The sequence below is a fragment of the Streptomyces sp. NPDC005898 genome (assembly GCF_040629635.1).
Lineage (GTDB): Bacteria > Actinomycetota > Actinomycetes > Streptomycetales > Streptomycetaceae > Streptomyces.
The window spans coordinates 44028-62025 of the sequence record NZ_JBEXWC010000006.1 but is presented as its reverse complement, the minus strand read 5'-3'; the positions used below and the strand labels follow the sequence as shown (position 1 = coordinate 62025).

The 17998-nt window shown below is 72.9% G+C and carries 19 protein-coding genes; 15 read left to right on the top strand and 4 right to left on the bottom strand.

Translation table 11 applies throughout. From position 1 onward, the window contains the following. The first annotated feature begins 101 nt into the window (after nucleotides 1–101). Entirely contained in the window at nucleotides 102–293 is a 192-nt protein-coding gene (locus ABZ385_RS10745) for a hypothetical protein (protein ID WP_358910940.1), read from the top strand. Between the two features lie 61 nt (nucleotides 294–354). Here the strand turns inward: ABZ385_RS10745 and ABZ385_RS10740 are convergent, their stop codons facing one another. Continuing rightward, nucleotides 355–555 carry a hypothetical protein gene (locus ABZ385_RS10740; RefSeq protein ID WP_358580761.1) on the bottom strand — a complete coding sequence of 67 codons (201 nt, stop codon included), beginning with the start codon at nucleotides 553–555 and terminating at the stop codon, nucleotides 355–357. A gap of 342 nt (nucleotides 556–897) precedes the next feature. Here ABZ385_RS10740 and ABZ385_RS10735 point away from each other — a divergent pair, with 342 nt between their 5' ends. Then, on the top strand, nucleotides 898–1026 hold the full coding sequence (locus ABZ385_RS10735; protein ID WP_358910938.1) for a DUF6408 family protein: 129 nt from the start codon (nucleotides 898–900) through the stop codon (nucleotides 1024–1026). 52 nt (nucleotides 1027–1078) lie between these two features. Here the strand turns inward: ABZ385_RS10735 and ABZ385_RS10730 are convergent, their stop codons facing one another. The 3 genes from ABZ385_RS10730 to ABZ385_RS10720 form a co-directional block, all read right to left on the bottom strand. After that, on the bottom strand, nucleotides 1079–3205 hold the full coding sequence (locus tag ABZ385_RS10730) for a DUF2075 domain-containing protein (RefSeq protein ID WP_358911138.1): 2127 nt from the start codon (nucleotides 3203–3205) through the stop codon (nucleotides 1079–1081). A 144-nt stretch (nucleotides 3206–3349) separates the two neighbouring features. Next, nucleotides 3350–5233 (bottom strand): DUF2075 domain-containing protein, encoded by a 1884-nt coding sequence (locus ABZ385_RS10725; RefSeq protein ID WP_358910936.1) that lies wholly within the window; start codon nucleotides 5231–5233, stop codon nucleotides 3350–3352. Nucleotides 5234–5442: 209 nt separating this feature from the next. Next, complete coding sequence (locus ABZ385_RS10720) at nucleotides 5443–6597, bottom strand: NAD(P)/FAD-dependent oxidoreductase (RefSeq protein ID WP_358910934.1); 1155 nt, start codon at nucleotides 6595–6597, stop codon at nucleotides 5443–5445. A 125-nt stretch (nucleotides 6598–6722) separates the two neighbouring features. Here ABZ385_RS10720 and ABZ385_RS10715 point away from each other — a divergent pair, with 125 nt between their 5' ends. The 13 genes from ABZ385_RS10715 to ABZ385_RS10655 all read left to right on the top strand — a co-directional run bounded on the left by ABZ385_RS10715 (nucleotide 6723) and on the right by ABZ385_RS10655 (nucleotide 17990). Next, complete coding sequence (locus tag ABZ385_RS10715) at nucleotides 6723–7340, top strand: TetR family transcriptional regulator (protein ID WP_358910932.1); 618 nt, start codon at nucleotides 6723–6725, stop codon at nucleotides 7338–7340. 221 nt (nucleotides 7341–7561) lie between these two features. Beyond that, nucleotides 7562–8020 (top strand): BatC protein, encoded by a 459-nt coding sequence (locus ABZ385_RS10710; protein WP_358910930.1) that lies wholly within the window; start codon nucleotides 7562–7564, stop codon nucleotides 8018–8020. Then, the gene (locus ABZ385_RS10705; protein ID WP_358910928.1) at nucleotides 8017–9222 is read left to right on the top strand and encodes a cupin domain-containing protein; all 1206 of its coding nucleotides are present in this window, start codon (nucleotides 8017–8019) and stop codon (nucleotides 9220–9222) included. The genes ABZ385_RS10710 and ABZ385_RS10705 overlap by 4 nt, the downstream gene beginning before the upstream one ends. A 10-nt stretch (nucleotides 9223–9232) precedes the next feature. Then, entirely contained in the window at nucleotides 9233–10129 is an 897-nt protein-coding gene (locus ABZ385_RS10700) for a sucrase ferredoxin (protein WP_358910926.1), read from the top strand. Nucleotides 10130–10200: 71 nt separating this feature from the next. Next, nucleotides 10201–10503, top strand: a complete 303-nt coding sequence (locus tag ABZ385_RS10695) for a DUF3253 domain-containing protein (RefSeq protein ID WP_358580750.1) — start codon at nucleotides 10201–10203, stop codon at nucleotides 10501–10503. A 183-nt stretch (nucleotides 10504–10686) separates the two neighbouring features. Further along, a complete protein-coding gene (locus ABZ385_RS10690) occupies nucleotides 10687–11166 on the top strand; it encodes an STAS domain-containing protein (RefSeq protein WP_358910924.1) in 480 nt (159 codons plus the stop codon). A 32-nt stretch (nucleotides 11167–11198) separates the two neighbouring features. Beyond that, nucleotides 11199–11855 carry a response regulator transcription factor gene (locus tag ABZ385_RS10685; RefSeq protein ID WP_358580746.1) on the top strand — a complete coding sequence of 219 codons (657 nt, stop codon included), beginning with the start codon at nucleotides 11199–11201 and terminating at the stop codon, nucleotides 11853–11855. 47 nt (nucleotides 11856–11902) lie between these two features. Beyond that, nucleotides 11903–12955: a PAS domain S-box protein gene (locus ABZ385_RS10680; protein ID WP_358580744.1), complete on the top strand. Its 1053-nt coding sequence runs from the start codon at nucleotides 11903–11905 to the stop codon at nucleotides 12953–12955. Further along, a complete protein-coding gene (locus ABZ385_RS10675) occupies nucleotides 12952–13371 on the top strand; it encodes a response regulator transcription factor (protein ID WP_358580742.1) in 420 nt (139 codons plus the stop codon). Before ABZ385_RS10680 ends, ABZ385_RS10675 begins: the two co-directional genes overlap by 4 nt. Before the next feature lie 103 nt (nucleotides 13372–13474). Next, complete coding sequence (locus tag ABZ385_RS10670) at nucleotides 13475–13948, top strand: ATP-binding protein (RefSeq protein WP_358910922.1); 474 nt, start codon at nucleotides 13475–13477, stop codon at nucleotides 13946–13948. A 178-nt stretch (nucleotides 13949–14126) separates the two neighbouring features. Further along, nucleotides 14127–16211 carry a hypothetical protein gene (locus tag ABZ385_RS10665; RefSeq protein ID WP_358910921.1) on the top strand — a complete coding sequence of 695 codons (2085 nt, stop codon included), beginning with the start codon at nucleotides 14127–14129 and terminating at the stop codon, nucleotides 16209–16211. 44 nt (nucleotides 16212–16255) lie between these two features. Beyond that, nucleotides 16256–17002: a hypothetical protein gene (locus ABZ385_RS10660; protein ID WP_358580734.1), complete on the top strand. Its 747-nt coding sequence runs from the start codon at nucleotides 16256–16258 to the stop codon at nucleotides 17000–17002. 217 nt (nucleotides 17003–17219) lie between these two features. Beyond that, nucleotides 17220–17990, top strand: coding sequence for a GNAT family N-acetyltransferase (locus ABZ385_RS10655; protein ID WP_358910919.1), 771 nt, complete (start codon nucleotides 17220–17222; stop codon nucleotides 17988–17990). The last annotated feature ends 8 nt before the right edge of the window (nucleotides 17991–17998 follow it).

Here is a 17998-nt window from a genome sequence, read left to right as displayed (position 1 = left end):
CGCCGGAGGGTTACACACGGCGAGCGGGCCGCGGTCGGCGGCCCACGGGTGTGGTGCGAGGCGGCTGCGGTGAGCGGCAGTTGGACGCAGAGGCTGTCCCGATGGGCACTGCTGGCGGTGGCGAGGCGGCGCCGGCCGTGTGGTGCGCCGGCGCGGCGCACGCCGACGAGACGCACGAGAACTCGCACAACGCGCCCACGGTCGCGCTGATCAGCACCGGCCAGATCGACGACCCGCTGGAGGACGTGCTGGAGCACACCCTCAACTTCGGGGACGGTTACCGCTGGGGATGACGCCCGGCCTGCGCGGTCCCCTCGGGCCGCGCAGGCACGCCCTTCGGCACGGGCGTTCAGATCACGGGGCGGTGAGGCACGTGACGCCGGGGACCTCGCTGGGGAGGGCGGGTGCCGCCGGGTCGACGAGCGTCGTGACGTCACCGACCGCCTGCGTCAGGCAGTCGACGGTCATGACCGGGTCCGGGACGGCACCGGCGGGCACCGCGAGGACGCCCAGCAGGGTGACGGCCCCGAGGACGACGGCGGCGGTACGGCGCATGTGAACTCTCCTTCGCTTCGGCGGTGTTGCCGACGGCCCGACACTCCCTGCCGGACCGCTCCGTGCCTCCCCACCCCACCGGCCCCATACGCCCCGTATCACCCGAACGGGGACGAGGGAACGATCCGCCGCCGTCCGGAGGGCGCGGGAAGCGCGACTCGCTCTCCGCTAAACTGCTCGGCGCTGCGCACCTTCCCGGAGGGTACGGGTGCGGGTCATGCGCCGTTCGGCGGCATGTGAGGAGCGGATGGTGTATCACCGCGTGGCTGCACGCGGTGTGTGCGCGGATGCCCGGTGGGTTGTCCCCCACCATTCCTTCTCACCGCCAAGGAGTGGTCACGCATGAACCCTGCCGAGTACGGGCCCGCGCGTCGCGTCTGGTTCCGCAAGGTCCTGACCGACGTCGCCATCGGGGTCGTCGCCAATCTTGTGGTGGCGGCCCTGACGGCGGCAGCACACCTGCTCTTCTGAGCAGGAAGGTGGCGGGTCCGGAGAGCCCGCCACCCACTTCGACCCACCGCGCTCAGAACAGGGTCAGGCCGTTCTTGTCCCGCAGCTGCTTGGCCTTCTTCTTCCGGGCGTGCCGCGATCTGCTGCCCTTGGCGGGGCGCACCTCGTGCGGAACGCGCACCTCGGGCGGGAGACTTGCCCAGGTCGGCCGGAGGCCGCGGATCTCCGTGTCGGGCACGAGCGACTTGAGGTACTTCCGCGTCTCCTCGTCCGTGGAATAGAGGACGGTCGCGCGGCTGGCACGGGTCAGCAGCACGTGATAGGCGTTGCGGACACAGCGGGCGAACGCTTCCTCATCGCCTTTGGTCCTCCTGCACATCTCCCTGTCGAGCGAACCTCGTTCCACGATCTCCCACCGTCCGGTGGTCTTGTCCCGCCTCTTCTTGCCCCGCTGGAACACCCATCGGTCGGTGCGCCAGACCATGTCGTCGCCCATGATCACACCGCACCAGTCCCACTCGAGGCCCTGCGCGGTGTAGATGCAGCCGATCTGGCCGAACCCGGCGTCGTGCACGCCCCAGATCTTGGAGGGCGGTTCGCCGCCGGCGCAGTAGGACTCGCTCGACGCGTTCCACGGGCGGTGCCAGTCGTCGATGCGCACGTCGGCCACGAGTCGGCGCTCCTTGTCCGGCGGGCTCCAGGGCCAGCAGAAACCGGCCACCATGCGGGCGGAAGCGCCGGCGGCGAACTCGGTCCGGAGAATGCCCTCCATGTCGTCCGGGGTGTCCGCGACCTCGATGTGCATCAGGCCGTCGGGCGTCCAGATGTCCGGTGTCCGGCCCGAGATGCCGAGAAGGGACCGCACCCAGCGGACATAGGCGTCGCTGCCCCCGCACCGGTACTGCTCCTGCAGTTGATAGCGACGGGCGATCACGCCGCGGCGTCTGGCCGCGTCCTCGATGACGCTCACCGTCCCCACCTCGTCGGGGCGCAAGGACTGGCTCTCGTCCAGGAAGAAGACGGTGAGGCGCGAGGCGTCCAGCAGTTCGTCTATCTGGGCCTTCGTACCCTGTTTGCCGGCGGGCCAGAACCTGCTGGTCGACCGCTCCCGCAACCGGTGCGCCTCGTCGCAGATGAGGACGTCCAGCGGCTCCTCCGGCGGTGTCACGAAGTTGCTGAAGTAGGTGAAGCTCTCCTTGAACTCGCGGTCCCCGTAGCCGACGTGTTCCTGCATCGCGGCGTTGAACGCACGTGATCCGCTGGCGTACTTCACGGTTCGGCCGGCGGCCTCGAACTCCGCCTTCAACTGCAGGCCGATGGCGCTCTTGCCCGTACCGGCACCGCCGGTGACGAGGAACACCGCTCGACGCGGGTTCGGGACGAGTGCGTCGGCGGCGGGATCGTCCAGGACATGCGCCGCCGCTTGGAGCACGTCTTCCGCGACCGTCCTCTGACGGCCCCGCAAGGTGAAGACGGTGTCCTCACCATTGGATTTGATCATGGCGTCGAGCAGCGGCGTGTTGCTCAGGTTCATGCGGCTGAGCAGGATCTCCGCCGCGGAGGACGACTCGTCCGCGGTGAAGTGCCGCCTGAGGTCCGCAAGGAGCTTGTCCCTGGTGTCCTTGGTGTAGGTACGGGCGTACGACCCGGTGGGGGCGTCGACGCCCAGCAGCGGTCGTACGGAATCGTCGGTGGCATTGTGCAGGTAGGCGAAGCCGCCGCACTCGAACCGCAGGCCGTGCAGCGGGCCGGTGGCTCCGGTGAACAGCTCATAGCACTCCCGGAGCTGGAGCGCCGGATGCTTCTTCGCCTCCTCGATGCCCGGCACGTACACCAGGTCCGCGGTCGCTCTCTCCACGCGGGTGACCGTGGACCAGCGCTTCAGCTCCACGAGCTGGACGGAGATGTCGCCGTCCGTCGGGTGGCGGCCCGCCAGCACCACGTCGATCCGGCGACTGCGGTCCGAGCGTTCGGGGTCGTCGACGGTGGCCGAACACTCGACGATCATCTCCACGTTGCCGCGCTCGGCGGCCACCAGATCCTTCGCCAGCTCGATGAGGCTCTCCGCCCAGGCCGTGCATTCGCCGAGCGACGCCTTGACCCCCCGGAAGTGCGTCCACCGGGAAGCGAGGTGGGGCACCATGCCCCGCCGGGCGTCGAGGGTGAGCAGATCTCTTGCCGACAACCGAAGCAGGAGCATGGACACGTGACGATTCCCCCAGGGCACGAGTGACTCGTGCGGGTGGGGGCATGTCCACTGGGGAAGCCCGTCGGGCCGCAACCGGTAGCGGTGATCCTAGATACACCGCCGCGGGAGCCGGAAATCGCGTCCGGTCGCCGGCCTTCAGGCCGTGACGACCTCACGCGCCGTTCCCACCAGTTCCCGCAGCTTCTCCCGCGTCTCGGGGTCCGTCGAGTAGACGACCGTGCCGACCATCCCCCTGGTCAGCAGGACCTTGTAGGTGTTGCGGATGAGGCGGTCGACGTCCGCGTCCGACGGCGCCTTCTTGAAGACGGGGTCCTTGGACGCCGCACGGTCCGTGACCCACCGGTCAGTGCGCCAGACCAGGTCCGGTCCGAGGATGACCCCCGACCAGTCGTACTCGAAGCCCTGTGCCGTGTAGACGCAGCCGACCTGCCCGAAGCCGGCCGGATCGGTCGCCCAGAGCGCCGACGGCGGTGCGCCGGCGACGGTTCGCTCGCCGCGCAGGTTCCAGGGGCGCGCCCAGTCCCCGATGGTCACGTCCGCCACAAGTGGTTCTCCCGGCTTGGGCTCCTTCGACCAGGGCCAGCAGTACCCGGCGGACATACGAGCGCCGTAGCCCTGGGCACGGCGTCCGTCGAGGAACGCCTCCATCTCCCGCGGGCTCTCGGCGACCAGCAGCTCCATACGATCGTCGGGGTCCCAGACGACCGGGCCGCCCGGCTCGAGACCGAGGAGCCGTACGACCCAGCGCAGGTAGGCGTCGCTGCCCCCGCAGCGGAACTGGCTGTCGAGCGGCACCACACGGCATGCGAGGCCCTTCCTCGCGGCGGCCGCCTTGATCTCGGCCACGGTGCCCAACTCGCCGGGCCGCACCACCTGGTGTTCGTCGAGGAGGAACACCGGCACACGCGCGACGTCGATGAGTTCCTCCACCTGCGGGGTGCCGGTGCGATGAGCGGCCGGGGTGTAGCGGTTGGCCGACGTCTCGCGGATGCGGTGGGCCTCGTCGCAGATCAGCACGTCCAGCGTGTTCTTCTCCGCGGTCATGAAGCTGTTGAAGTACTTGAAGAGGTCCTGCACCTCGCGCTTTCGCGCGCCCGCCACCTTGCGCATCGTCTTGGTGAACGACTGGGAGCCGGTGGCGTGCAGGGCGGGAACGCCCTGGCGGTAGAGCTCGCCCAACAGGGACAGCGCGATGACGCTCTTGCCCGTGCCGGGGCCGCCGGTGACGATCACGACCTCCTTGTGGTCGGAGACCTTCGCCTTCCTGACGGCGTTGAGCACGAGGCGGTAGGCGACCTGCTGCTGGTCCAGGAGGACGAACTGCTCGCGGTCACGGACCTCGGCGGCGGCCACGGCCATCAGCTGCTTGGAGGGCACGGGCTTGCCGGCGAGAAGCTCATCGGCGGCGGCGCCACCGGGATGCCCGGTACTCAGTTTGCCGCGCAGGTGATCGAGGAAGGCTCCGCGGCGTTCGGCGGTGAACAGCCGCCCCCGGTCGTCGACCTCCAGCTCACGCAACCCGGCCACGCCGAACTCGGTGGCGTTGTGGAGGTAGGCCACGCCACTGACCCGGTCCGACCGTCCGGCCAGGGCACCGTTGAAGTTCGCGAGGTACTCGCAGTACCGGCGCACCTGCTCGACGGGGTTGAGGACCGCGTGCGTGTAGGCGTCGACATGGCACAGGGCGGGGTCGTCCTCGTCCGGATCCGCCTGACTCCACTGCTTCAGTTCCACGACGACGTACGACGGCTCCCCCGTGACGGGGTGCACGCCCGCGAGGATCACGTCCGCCCGCTTGCTGTTGAGCGGCAGCGCGTACTCGAGCATGACCTCGACGTCACCGAGTCCCGCCTCGTTGAGGACGCTGAGGAGCGCGGGAATGCTGCGCTCCCAGGAGCGGGCCTCCGAGGGGGTGGGCCGGTGGCCGTGCATGTGCGAGAACTGCTCGGTCAGATGCAGGAACAGCGAACTGTCCATCGCCGCAGCCGCCACGGACTTGGCCGACGCACGGAACAACAAGGACTTCCCCCAGGCAGCACGAAGTGACTCGTGCGGGTGGGGGCGTGTCCTTCGAAACTCCACGGGGTGGAGCGGAAGCCCGTCGGGCCGCGATGACGATGTGTCACGAGGGTACCCGTCCCCTCCGGCGCGGGGGCGAGCGGACGAAACTCGTCTCCCCACCGCACGGCTCTCGTGGCCCTCGGTCGCACCGGCCGGGTCGCCGCCCCTCAGTCGTGGCCGGACATGTGGGCCAGGACCCGCGCCGCGCCGTCCGGGCCGAAGGCGTCGGTCAGGGCTTCGGATGCTCCCTCGGCGGCTTCGGTGGCGCGGGGGAAGAGGGTCTTCTCGTAGGCGGTGACGGCCTGGGTGAGGGTGGGGTGGGTGAGGACGGCGTGGGCCAGGTCCGTGGCGTCGAGCATGGCGAGGTTGGCGCCCACGCCGGAGAAGGGGGGCATGAGGTGGGCCGCGTCGCCGAGGAGGGTGAGGCCCGGCGTGGTGGGCCAGGTGTGCGGGACGGGCAGGGCGTACAGGGGGCGGTGCACGTAGCCCGTGTCCGTGTCGGTGATGAAGCCGAGCAGCTCGGGGCTCCAGCCGGCGAACCGGGCCAGGAGCGCGTCGCGTACGGCGGTGCTGTCGGTGAGGTCCAGGCCCGCCCGCCGGTGCCAGTCCTCGTCGGCGCTGAGGGCTACGTACACGCGTATGTGTCCGCCGCTGTTGCGCTGGGCGATGAGGCCCTGGCGGTCGGCGAGGGCCATCAGCGTGCCGTCGCCGGTGAGGCCGGCCAGCCGGGGGTGGCGCGCGTCGGCGTCGTCGAGGCCCGTCTCGACGAAGGTGACGCCGGTGTGGACGGGCACCGCGTCCGACAGCGCGGCGCGGACCGTGGACCAGGCGCCGTCCGCCCCGATGACCAGGTCGGCCTCGGTGGTCGCGCCGCCCGCGAAGTGCAGGCGGTGGCTGCCGTCCCCGAGGGGTTCGACGCGGGTGAGCCGGTGACCCCAGCGCACGGTGTCGGGCCCCAGCGAGTCCAGGAGCAGGTCGCGCAGCTGCCCGCGGTCGATCTCGGGGTTGCCCTCGGCGGTGTCGGCCTCGGGCGGGACGGCGTCGAGCAGGATCCGGCCGTCGCGGCCGACGAGGCGCATCCGCTGGCCCTCGGGGCGTGCCAGGGCGCGGAATTCCTCCGTCAACCCCGCTTCGGCCAGGGCGTATTGCCCGCTTCCGGGGTGCATGTCCAGGGTGCCTCCCTGGCCGCGGGCGGCCCGGGAGGCGTCCAGGTCGTAAACGGTGGCCGGCACGCCGTGCCGGCGCAGGACGCGGGCGCAGGTCAGGCCGCCGGGGCCGGCTCCGATGACGGCGATGCGGGGTGGTGCGGGCTCGGTGCGCATGGCGGGGCTCCGTTCGGCCGGGGTGGTCGGCGTGGTCGGGGGAGATTCCAGAAGAGCACACCCGTTCAATAAGTGCAACGACTCATCTTTTGAATCGAGTGAACCGAAGCGGGTACGCTGATGGCATGACCGAGACCAAGACCGAGCCGGCCGGCACCCCGCCCCCACCGGGACGCCGTGAGCGCAAGAAGGCCGCCACCCGCCGGGCCATCGCCGACGCGGCCCTGCGCCTGTTCCTGGAGCGCGGATACGACGACGTCGGCATCCGCGAGATCGCGGACGCGGCGGACGTGTCCACGACCACGCTCTTCAAGCACTTCCCGGTCAAGGAAGCCCTCGTCCTCGACGAGGACGCCGAGCAGGAGGCCCGGCTCCTCGCCGCCGTACGCGAACGCCCCGAGGGCCGGTCCATCCCGGCCGCGCTGCGCGAACACGCCCTGCGCCATCGCCTGGCGGCCGGCGACGACCCCCGCTTCCGCGCCTTCTCCGAGCTGGTGAACAGCACCCCCGCCCTGCGCGACTACGCCCAGAGCATGTGGCTGCGCCACACCGCCGCCCTCGCGCGGGTCATCGCCGACGAGAGCGGGCTGCCCCCGGACGATCCCGCCTGCCTCGCGCTGGCCCACTTCGCCCTCGAAGCCCCGCGTGCGGCCCGTGCGGCGCACGGTGACGAGGACGCGCGCCGTGCCCTCGCCCGCGCCTTCGATCTGCTGGAGACCGGCTGGGACGGCTTGACGGCCTGACGGTCTGACGGTCTGACGGTCTGACGGTCTGACGGTCTGACGGCCGGATAGTCCGGCGGATCCGGCCGAGCCGGGAGGGGCCCCGCGCCGCCTTCAGGACGTCGATCCTCGGGGCGCCGATCCTCGGGTTGCCGACCCGAAGGGGGTGAGCGAGCTTGGTGGGAGCAGAGGTCTCTGGAGGGCGCGCCCGCTCCCCCACCGTTCGCTTCGCAGGAGGAATGATGGCCAACCCCGAACAGGACCCGAACCAGCAGGAGGGCCCCGCGGACGGCGGCGCGGCCGGCACGCCCGGCGTCCACGACGGCGGCGCCGACGGCGGAGCCGAAGGCCCTGCAGACGGCGGCGCGGCCGGCACGCCCGGCGTCCACGACGGCGGCGCGGACGGCGGAGCCGAAGGGCCCGCGGACGGCGGCGCGGCCGGCACGCCCGGTGTCCACGACGGCGGCGCCGACGGCGGAGCCGAAGGCCCTGCGGACGGCGGCGCATCCGGCACCCCCGGCGTCCACGACGGCGGAGCCGAAGGCCCTGCGGACGGTGGGGCAGCAGGTACCCCCGGCGTCCATGACGGTGGCGCCGACGGCGGAGCCGAAGGGCCCGCGGACGGCGGCGCATCCGGCACCCCCGGCGTCCACGACGGCGGCGCCGACGGCGGGGCGGACGACTCCGGCAGCGGCTCTTGAGCCTTCCCCCGACCGAGCTCCAGGACGCCGTCGCCCCGCCGGGCCCCGGCGTCCTGCTGACGCGGCTGACCGGCCTGCGTCAGGAGGAGTTCGCCCGGGACGTCTGGGCGCGCTCGGCGCTGCTCATCCGCCGCGCGAGCGACTTCTCCGATCTGTTCTGCGCCGACGCCGTGGACGAACTGATCTCGCGTCGCGGGCTGCGTACGCCCTTCCTGCGCGTCGCCAAGGACGGCTCGACCCTGCCCGAGTCGGCGTTCACCTCGTCGGGCGGCGCCGGCGCCACCATCGCCGACCAGGTCGACGACACGGCCCTGTGGCGCGCTTTCGCCGACGGCGCCACCCTCGTCCTGCAAGCCCTGCACCGCACCTGGGGCCCGGTCACCGACTTCTGCTCGGGGCTGGCCGCGGAACTCGGACATCCGGTCCAGGCCAACGCCTACGTCACTCCCCCACAGAACCGCGGGTTCGACGACCACTACGACGTCCACGACGTCTTCGTGCTCCAGATCGCCGGCACCAAGCGGTGGATCATCCACGAGCCCGTCCATCCCGATCCGCTGCGCGACCAGCCCTGGAGCGACCGCCGCGCCGCCGTCGCCGAGGCCGCGCGGGGCGAGCCCCACATCGACACCGTCCTCGCGCCCGGCCACGTCCTCTACCTCCCGCGAGGCTGGCTGCACGCCGCCCGGGCCCAGGGCGAGGTCTCGATCCACCTGACGCTCGGCGTCCACACGTGGACGCGCCACGCCCTGGCCGAGCAGCTCGCCCAGTCGGCGCTCGCGGCCCTGCGCGAGGACCCCTGGATGCGCGGCACCCTGCCCCTTGGCCTGGACGGGCCGGAGGCCGCGATCGACGGCGTCCGCGAGCGCCTGACCGCCGCCCTCGCCGGCACCGATCCCGCTCCCCTCTTCCACCGCGCCCGGCGCGCTCAGGCACGCCCCGCGCCGCTGGGTCCGCTGGCCCAGCTCGCGGCGGTGCGCGGCCTCGCCCCCGACACGCCGGTGCGGCTCCGCCCGGCCCTGGCGGCGAAGCTGGAGGGGCGCCGCCTGACCACCCGCGTGGGCCGGCTCGACTTCCCGGAGGCCGACCTTGCCCCGGTCGCCCGCCTGCTCGACGGCGAGGTCCACACCGCCGGCGCCCTCGGCCTCCGTCTGGTCGAGAGACTGCTGCGCGCGGGCGTACTGGTGCCCGCCGAACGGTGAGGCGGGCGCGATGACCCCGGCGGAGCGGTTCTTGTGCGCCGAGGCCGCCCGGACCCGCGGCGACCCGCTCGCGGGCACGGCGCCGTACGGGGGCGTCTGGATCCTCATCGAGTACCGGGCCGGCTGGCCGCCCAACGGCTTCGACGGTCTCGACCTCGACCCCGGCACCAAAGGACTGGTGTTCTCGGCCGCCCAGGCGGTGCGGGCGCGGATACTCCTGATCAGGCGGCACGGGCGCCGCACCGCCGAAGGCGCCGGGCGCTGGGCGGTGCTGCGCCACGAGAAATCCGGCGCCCACCGTCAGCGGTGGGGCACCTGGCGCCGGGACGAGGACCTGGCGGACATCGTCCGGGCGCTCGCGGAACCGGGGGAGCCGGGCCTTCCGCCCGTCGTCCTCGTCTGCGCCCACGGCCGGCACGACATCTGCTGCTCGGTGCGCGGCCGCCCCGTGGGCCGCGCCCTGAGCGAGCGCTGGCCGGACCTGGTGTGGGAGTGCACCCATGTGGGCGGCGACCGGTTCGCGGCGAACGTCGTGGTCGCGCCCGACGGGGTCTACTACGGCGCCCTCGACGCCGACTCGTCCGTCACGACCGTGGCGGAGCATCTGGCCGGCCGCGTCCACGCGCGGCATCTGCGCGGGTACACCGACCTCGTTCCGGCGCAGCAAGCCGCCGTCGCAGCCCTGCTCGGGCGCTTCGGCCCGGCCGGGCGGCACGACTACACCGTCGTCGCGACCACCCGCGAGCACGACCGCTGGCGCATCCACGTCGCCGGCCGGCCGCCGCACCCCCCGGCCTGCCACGTCGAGGTGCGCTCCCATCGGACGCCGCCGCGCCGGCTGACCTGCCGGGGACTGTCCATGGCGTCCACCGTGGTCTACGAGGTCACGTCCATCCGCGTCGACTGAGCCCGGCCCCCTTTTTTTCCACGGAGTCTGCCCGGAGGGCTCGTCGCCGTCGCCGGTGCGACACTGGCGGCATGACGGGCGGCAGTGCGGCGGACGAGCGGGCGACGGGCCGGGACCTGGAGAAGGCCATCCTGGACCTGCTGGAGCGTCGGGGCCCGACCGCGTCCATCTGTCCCTCCGACGCCGCCCGGGCGGTCTACACGGGGGACGGCGACGGCTGGCGCGAGCTGATGGAACCGGCCCGGCAGGCGGCTCGGCGGCTGGTGGCGTCCGGCGAGGTGGAGATCACGCAGGGGGGCCGCCCCGTCGAACCGGCGGAGGCCCGCGGCCCCATCCGCATCCGCACCCGCATCCGCACCCGCCGCGCGGACTGAACTCCCGGCCGCCTCCGCGTCCCCCTGCCCCGGCTGTTCACCGAGGGGACATTGAACCCGAAGTTCCGCCACCCTCAGGTGAGTTGACGGTGTTGCGCCGTCGCCGCCGTCAACTTGCCCGGCGCTCGGTTGACTTCCCCGTCTGGTGCAGATTCACTAGAGCACATCTGGTGCCCTCGCACTATGGGCGCGTTATGGGCAAGGGTTCATGGGATCGCGTCGCGCGGCACACGCGGCACGTCAGCACGGAGAGGTGCGGACACTGTGACCGCTCACCCGTTCACATCACACACCGTTGTTCACGCGGGCGCCGCCCGAGTGACCCTGGCCGGAGAACTGGACCTTGACGCCGCCTCGTACGTCCGGGAGGCGGTCGCGACCTGTCTGGTGGAGGGTGTGGCGGTCATCCGCCTCGATCTGACCGGCGTCTCCTTCTGTGACTGCGCCGGTCTGAACGCGCTGTTCACCGCTCGCGTCGCCGCGCTGAGGGCAGGCGTGGACCTTTTCGTCGAAGGGGTGGGGCCGCAGCTGACGCGGCTGCTCTCCCTGATCGGGGCCGAGGACGCCTTCCTCGAAGCGGACGCACCCGTGGTCGGGGAGCCGCCTCGTCAGGGCCGGGCGATGAGCACCACCGCACCGCTGCTCGGTGACCTTCTGGCATGATCGTGCGGCCCGCCACCTGCAAGGATGCCCTCATGCCCGCGCCTTCCCCGAACAGTCGTCCGGTCCGAGTCCTGCTGGTGGAGGACCACGACATGGTGGCCGAGGCGATCTGCCTCGCCCTGGAGCGCGCACCCGATCTGCGGGTCGTGGAGCGCGCCGCCACGGTGGCTTCGGCATTGGCCGTCGTACGACGATGCGACCCCGACGTCGTACTCCTGGACCGGCGTCTGCCGGACGGGGACGGCATCGCGGCCATCGCGGATCTGCTGGCGCTCGCGCCCGGCGCGCGCATCCTGGTCCTGGCCGGCGAGGGCAGCGGATCGGTGGCCGCGCGCGTCGCGGAGTCGGGCGGCGCCGGCCTGATCCTGAAGGCCCGTGGCCTGCGCGAGCTGGAGGACGCCGTGCGCCGGGTGGCGACCGGCGAGGTGGTGTTCAGCCAGGACCTGCTGAGTGACGTACTGGGCCGGCTGACCGGCAGGACACCGCGCCCCGGCGCGAACCTCACCCCGCGCGAACGCGAGGCGCTCCAGCTGCTCGGCGAAGGACGCACCACCGCGGAGATCAGCGACCTGCTCGGGGTCGCCCTCAACACGGGGCGCAACCACGTCCAGCGGGTGCTGGAGAAGCTCGGGGCGCGTTCCCAGCTGGAGGCCGTGACGATCGCCCGGCGCGAAGGGCTCCTCGCGTGACGCGGGAGCCGCGTCACCACAAGCGCGCCCGGAAGCAGGCCGCCCCCATGTCGGAGGCGGCCTTCACCCTGCTGGTCCAAGGGGTGCTGGACTACGGCATCTTCATGCTCGACCCGCAGGGCCACATCATCAGCTGGAACGCCGGGGCGGAGCGGATCAAGGGGTACAGCGCCGCCGACATCCTCGGCGAGCACTTCTCGGTCTTCTACCCGCCCGAGGACCAGGCGTCGGGCAAGCCCCAGTGGGAGCTGGAGACCGCCGTGGCCGACGGCAGGCTGGAGGACGAGGGCTGGCGCGTCCGCAAGGACGGCTCCCGGTTCTGGGCGAACGTGGTCATCACCGCCCTGTGGAACGAAGAGGGCGTGCTCCAGGGGTTCGGCAAGGTCACCCGGGACATGTCCGAGCGACGGGCCGCGCAGCACGCGCTCAGCGAGCGGCGGCGACTGTTCGACCACCTGGTCCAGGCCCAGGAGACGGAGCGGCGGCGCATCGCGTGGGACGTCCACGACGACTCCATCCAGGCCATGGTCTCCGTCGCCATGCGGCTGGAGCTGCTGGCGGAGCGGGTGCCCGAGTCGTACGCCCCGGAACTGGAGCGCCTCGACGCCTCGGTGCGCGAGGCGATCGGCCGGCTCCGCAGTCTGACCTTCCGGTTGCATCCGCCCGGGATCGACAGGCACGGCCTGATCGAGGGGCTCTCCAGTCACCTGGCCGACGTCGTGGGCTCGTCCTGGGGAATGGCGTACTCGTTCGAGCACGAGCTGGAGCGTGAACCGACCCCCGAGACAGCCATCACCATCTTCCGTATCGTTCAGGAGGCGCTGCTGAACGTCCACAAGCACGCGCGCGCGAGCCGCGTGGACGTCCGGGTGCGCTCGGCCGACGGAGGCATCGTGACGCGCGTCGTGGACGACGGGACAGGCACCCCCCGGTCACCGGACGGGGCCCGGGATCACTTCGGGGTCATCGAGATGCGGGAGAGAGCGGAGACGGCAGGAGGATGGTGGTCCATGCACAGCCGCCCCGGAACGGGGACGACGGTCGAGTTCTGGGTGCCGAACCATCTCCCGACGCCGCCACCGCCGGACATCATGCCGTGACCACGGCGGGCGCGGCGGGCGTGTCGGCCGCGGACGACCGTTCCCACCCGCCGCTCGGCGTGCTCCTGTGCGATGACAACGCCCTGCTCCTGGAGGCCCTGGCCGAGGTCGTGGGCGCACAGCCCGGCCTGGAGGTCGTGGGCACCGCACGCGACGGCGAGCAGGCGCTGCGGCTCGCGGCCCGGCACCGGCCGGCCCTCGTGGTCCTGGACGTCCGCTTCCCCGGCGGCGGCCCCCGCGTCGCCCGGGGCATCCGACGGTGTTCGCCGTCGAGCCGCGTCGTGGCGTTCTCCGCGTACGACGACAACGGTTCCGTCGAGGAGATGAAGAGCGCCGGCGTGGTCGAGTACGTCCTCAAGGGCGCGAGCAATCGGGTACTCGTCGCGGCACTGCGCCGGGCGGCGGAGCCCCGCTGAACCCAACGGCCGAAGCCGCTGGACCACCTGACAGGGTTGTGCGGGGTTATGGGGGTAGTCGGTCCGCGTGAGGCCGGGCTGCTTGGGAAGCAAGGCGGACTGTATGGATCAGACGGCGGACGATGACGGGCGAGAGCCGACGGCCGAGGGACCCCTGGCGGTCTCCCGGCTGTTCGAGGGCAGTGAGGGGATCGCGACCGCGCGGCATCTGGCCAGAGACTTCCTGACGGAGGTGCGGTCCCTGCACGGGCTCCCGGTGTCCGGCCGGGCCATGGGCACGGTGGAACTGGTGGTCAGCGAGCTGGTGACCAACGCCCGCAAGTACGCGCCCGGACCGTGTCTGCTCACCCTCGTGGTGCGGGGCGGCATCATCGAGATCACCGTTCGGGACAGCAACACCGCCCTGCCCGCGGTCTCGGCACGGGATCCGCACCGCATCGGGGGGCACGGCCTGGAAGTCGTGATGGCCGTGTGCCGGAACTTCCAGGTGCACCGGGAGCCCTCGGGCAAGCGCGTCACCGCGATGCTGGAACTGACCGACGGCCCGGACGGGCACGCGACCGGTCCCCATCCGTGACCGCACGGCCCGGAACCATGTGAACGTTGTCCGGGCGCCGTGACGTTCCCTGGGAGCGAGGCCACCGCCTGCTGCCATGAGAGTGATTATCACACCGCAAGGGCGAGGGCAGGCGCGTTCCGACCGGCGGGGGATGTGATCGTCGTCGAGCATGGGCGGCATGCGTACTCGCGGGCGAATGAAGCACGTGTGGCCTGTGCACCTGTCCGCACTGCTGATTCTGGTCTGCGTCATCGCCGTGCCCGGCAGCGGGCGCGCGACGGCCGACGGCGCGGGAAACGGCGGCCTGGCCCTGCACGTGCACATCAACTCCCGGCCGGGTACGGGGGCACTGCGACCCGGCATCCGGGTCGGCGACCCCGTGCACGCCGTCTACCGTCTGATCAACCGCACGGGGGCCGACCTCTACGACGTACGGGTGAGCGACCCCGGGCTGCCCCCGGGCACGGCCGTCACCTGCGGGGGTCGCCCCACGGTGCGGATGCTGCGCGGCCTCAGCTCGACCACGTGCACGGCCCGGACCCGGGCGCTCCCCGGGGTACGGGTGAACGACGTGACGGCCGTCGGCCGCGTCCCGTCCCTGAACACGCTCTCCCGAGCCCGTACGCGGGCGGGGTACCGGGGGGTCGGGGGCGTCCTGACCCTCACGCAGACGGCCGCCGTCACCGAGCCGACCGGCGCCATGCGGCCGGCCGGAGTCGTGCGGCGGGGGGCTCTTGGGCGACGGGGCGACCTGGTGCGGCAGGCGGCTTTCGTGCGGCGGGCCGACCTCGTGCCGCAGGTCAGCGTCATGCAGCAGACCGACCTCGTACAGCGGGCCGATCTCGTGCGGCAGGTCGGCGTCGGGCAGCGAGCCGGTGTCACGCGGCAGGCGGCCCAAGTGCGGCGGACCGGCCCCGTGCAGCAGGGCAGCCCCGTGCGGCAGGCCGGGCTCAGTCAGCAGGTCGGGGTCATCCAGTACGTCGTGGCCAATCGCGGGGATCTGCCCCTGTACGACGTTCGGGTCAGCGACGCGCTGCCGGAGGCGAAGGCCGTCGACTGCGGGGGCGGCCGTCCCGTCGTGCCGCAGCTCGCTCCCGGGCGCTCCGCGTCATGTCGTGCCCAGGCCCGTGCGGCGCCGGGCACCTATGTGAGCAGTGGCCTGGCGGTGGCCGGCGACCGCACCGCGACGCTGGGAGCCACCGGTGCGCTCGTGCCTCCGCCGCTCCTCACCGCGCGGTCCTCGGCGCGGTTCACCCTTGCGCCCGTACCGGTCCCGCCTCCGCCGCCGCCCCCGGCTGCTGCTCCGACTCCGGCGCCGGCCGGGCGTACGCCCGCGTCGGTGCCCGCGCCCGCGCCCCGAGGTCGGGACGGGCAGCGGGCCGCGCCTCCTGCGTCCGGTTCCAGAACCCCCGGCGGGCAGGGGAACGCCCAGTCGCCTCCCCTGTCCGGGCGGCCCGGGACCGCTCCGGGGGCGCCGGGTTCCGCCCCGGGAGTGCCGGGGGCCGCACCAGGGGCACCGGGATCCGTACCGGGGGCGCCAGGATCCGTACCGGGGTCCGCTCCCGGGGCGCCGGGGTCCACCCCTCTGATCACTCCCCTGATCGCGCCGCTCACCCCGCCGGCCCTCCTGCGACTCCCGGCCACGTCGGCGCCGGCCCCCGCCTCAGCAGGCGCGGTCCCCGGCCCGGCGGACGCGGCCCCCGCTCCCCGGTCGGGCGGGAATCCCCCGCTCCTCGTCTCGCCCGGGGCCGCCGCCCGACCGCCCCTGGGACCCGGCGCGGCCCCACCGCCCCCGCCGCCCGGAGCGGCCGCACCGCCGCTGCCCCCGGGAGCGGCCGCGCCCCTTCCCCCCGGAGTGGCCCCGCGCCCCTTCCCGGCCGGGATGGCCCCGCCGCCCTTCCTGCCGGGAGCGGCTCTCCCGCCCGTACCGCCCGGTCTCGCCCTGCCCCCGGCACCGGGTGTGGCTCCCCCGCCCGGAGTGGCTCCCCCGCCTCTGCCGCCAGGGATCGGCCCGCCGCCCTTGGCGCCCGGAGTCGCTCCGCCGCCTCTGCCACCCGGAGTGGCCGTACCGCCCGGCGTGGTCCCACCACCCGTAGTGGACCCCGACGCCCGCAAGGTGACCCCGGAGCAGCCGCGACGCGCCTCCCGAGGTGTGCCGCTCATGGACCACCTCTATCGTCCGGGGCACGGCCCCACCGGGGTCGGTCTGGCGGCCCTCCTGTTCCTCGTGATGGTTCCGGCCATCCTGGCGGCGATCCTCCTCGGCTCCCGTCTGAAGTGAGCCGGGGCGCCGCTGTCGCCGCGCCGGACGCAGAAAGGGCACTGATGATCGGCACGATCGCGCTCGTCCTGGGCGTCTCCCTCCTGGCCGCCGCAGCCGTACTCCTGCGCCACCGCTACTGGCCGAACGACGACAGCGAGCCGCGGGAGGACGTGGCCGAGTACATCGCGATGATGGTCGGCGTGCTGTACGCGCTGCTGCTGGGGCTCTCCCTGGTGTCGGTCTGGGAAGGCCGCTCCAGCGCGGAGGAGCACGTGCGCGAGGAGGCGAGCGCGGCCCACGAGATCTACCAGCTCGCCGAGACCCTCCCGGCGCCCGACGCGCTGCGCCTGCGCGACAGCGTGACGCGCTACGTGCGGCACACGGTCCGCGTGGAGCTGCCGGCCCTGGCGGCGGGGGAACCCCTGCCCGAGGAAGGCTGGCGTCTCCTCCAGGACGTGCGGGGCGCGAACCAGCTGCGCCCCGACGCCAAGACCATCGAACAGGCCACCGCGCAAGAGGTCATGGCCCAGCTGTGGGCCCTGGACGACGCGCGCCGGGGGCGGGAGGCGGACGCGCGCGACGGACTGTCGCCGGTCCTGTGGTTCGGCCTGGTGACCGGCGGGCTGCTCACCGTCGCCTTCATGTTCATGTTCGGCATCCAGCGCAACACCACCCATGTCGTCATGGTGATGGGCCTGACCAGTCTGATCACCCTGACCGTGCTGCTCATCCACCAGCTCGACCAGCCGTTCGCGGGCCCCATGGCGGTCGACTCGTCGTCCTTCGGCCGGTACTTCCCCGGCGCGTAGCCGACGCGGGCGGCCCGCCGCGGCGAAAGACCGGCGGCGCGCCGGCCGGCCAGGCGCATAGGGTCGTCGCGGAGAGGGCCACCCGCACCCGACTCCTGACCGCCCTCGTCCAGGAGGCCGCCCGATGAACGTCGACGCAACGCAGATATCTCAGGCACCTCAGTCAGCACCGACAGCACCGACAGCACCGACAGCTCGGACGGCGCACGGTCTCGTCGTGCGCGAGCTGCACGAACTGGGCGAACTGGAGGATGTCGTCGCGCTGTTCGAGGGCATTTGGGGCAGCGCTCCCGGCAGCTCCCCCGTGAGCGTCGAGCAGATGCGGGCCCTCGCGCACGCCGGCAACTACGTCGCCGGGGCCTTCGAGGACGGCCGCCTGGTCGGCGCGTCCGTGGCGTTCTTCGCGGCGCCCGTCGGGGAGTCGCTGCACTCGCACGTCACCGGCGCGCTGCCCGGCCGCCGGGCGGGGCCGGCCCTCAAGCACCACCAGCGCGAGTGGGCGCTGGCGCGCGGCCTGCGCCGGATCACCTGGACCTTCGACCCACTGGTGCGGCGCAACGCCCACTTCAACCTGGCCAAGCTCGGCGGACGCCCGGTGGAGTACCTCACCAGCTTCTACGGCCGCATGGACGACGCGATCAACGGCGGCGACGACACGGACCGCGCCCTGGTCGTCTGGGAGCTGGACCGCCCCGGGCATCCCGACCACTCCGACGGCCGGGACGACGCCGTGGTGGTCCCCGCCGACGCCCCGACCGTGCTGTGGGAGCGAGAGGGCCTGCCCGTCGTCGGCCACAGCGACGCCGCGACCGTCCTGGTCGACGTACCGCCGGACATCGAGTCGCTGCGGCGCACCGATCCGGGCGCGGCCAAGGCGTGGCGCCTGGCCATGCGCGAGGTGCTCGGCGGCCTCCTCGCCGAAGGGGCCCGCGTCACCGGCTTCCACGCCCGCACCAGCTATGTCGTCACGCGCGGCGCCACCGCGTGACCCGCCCC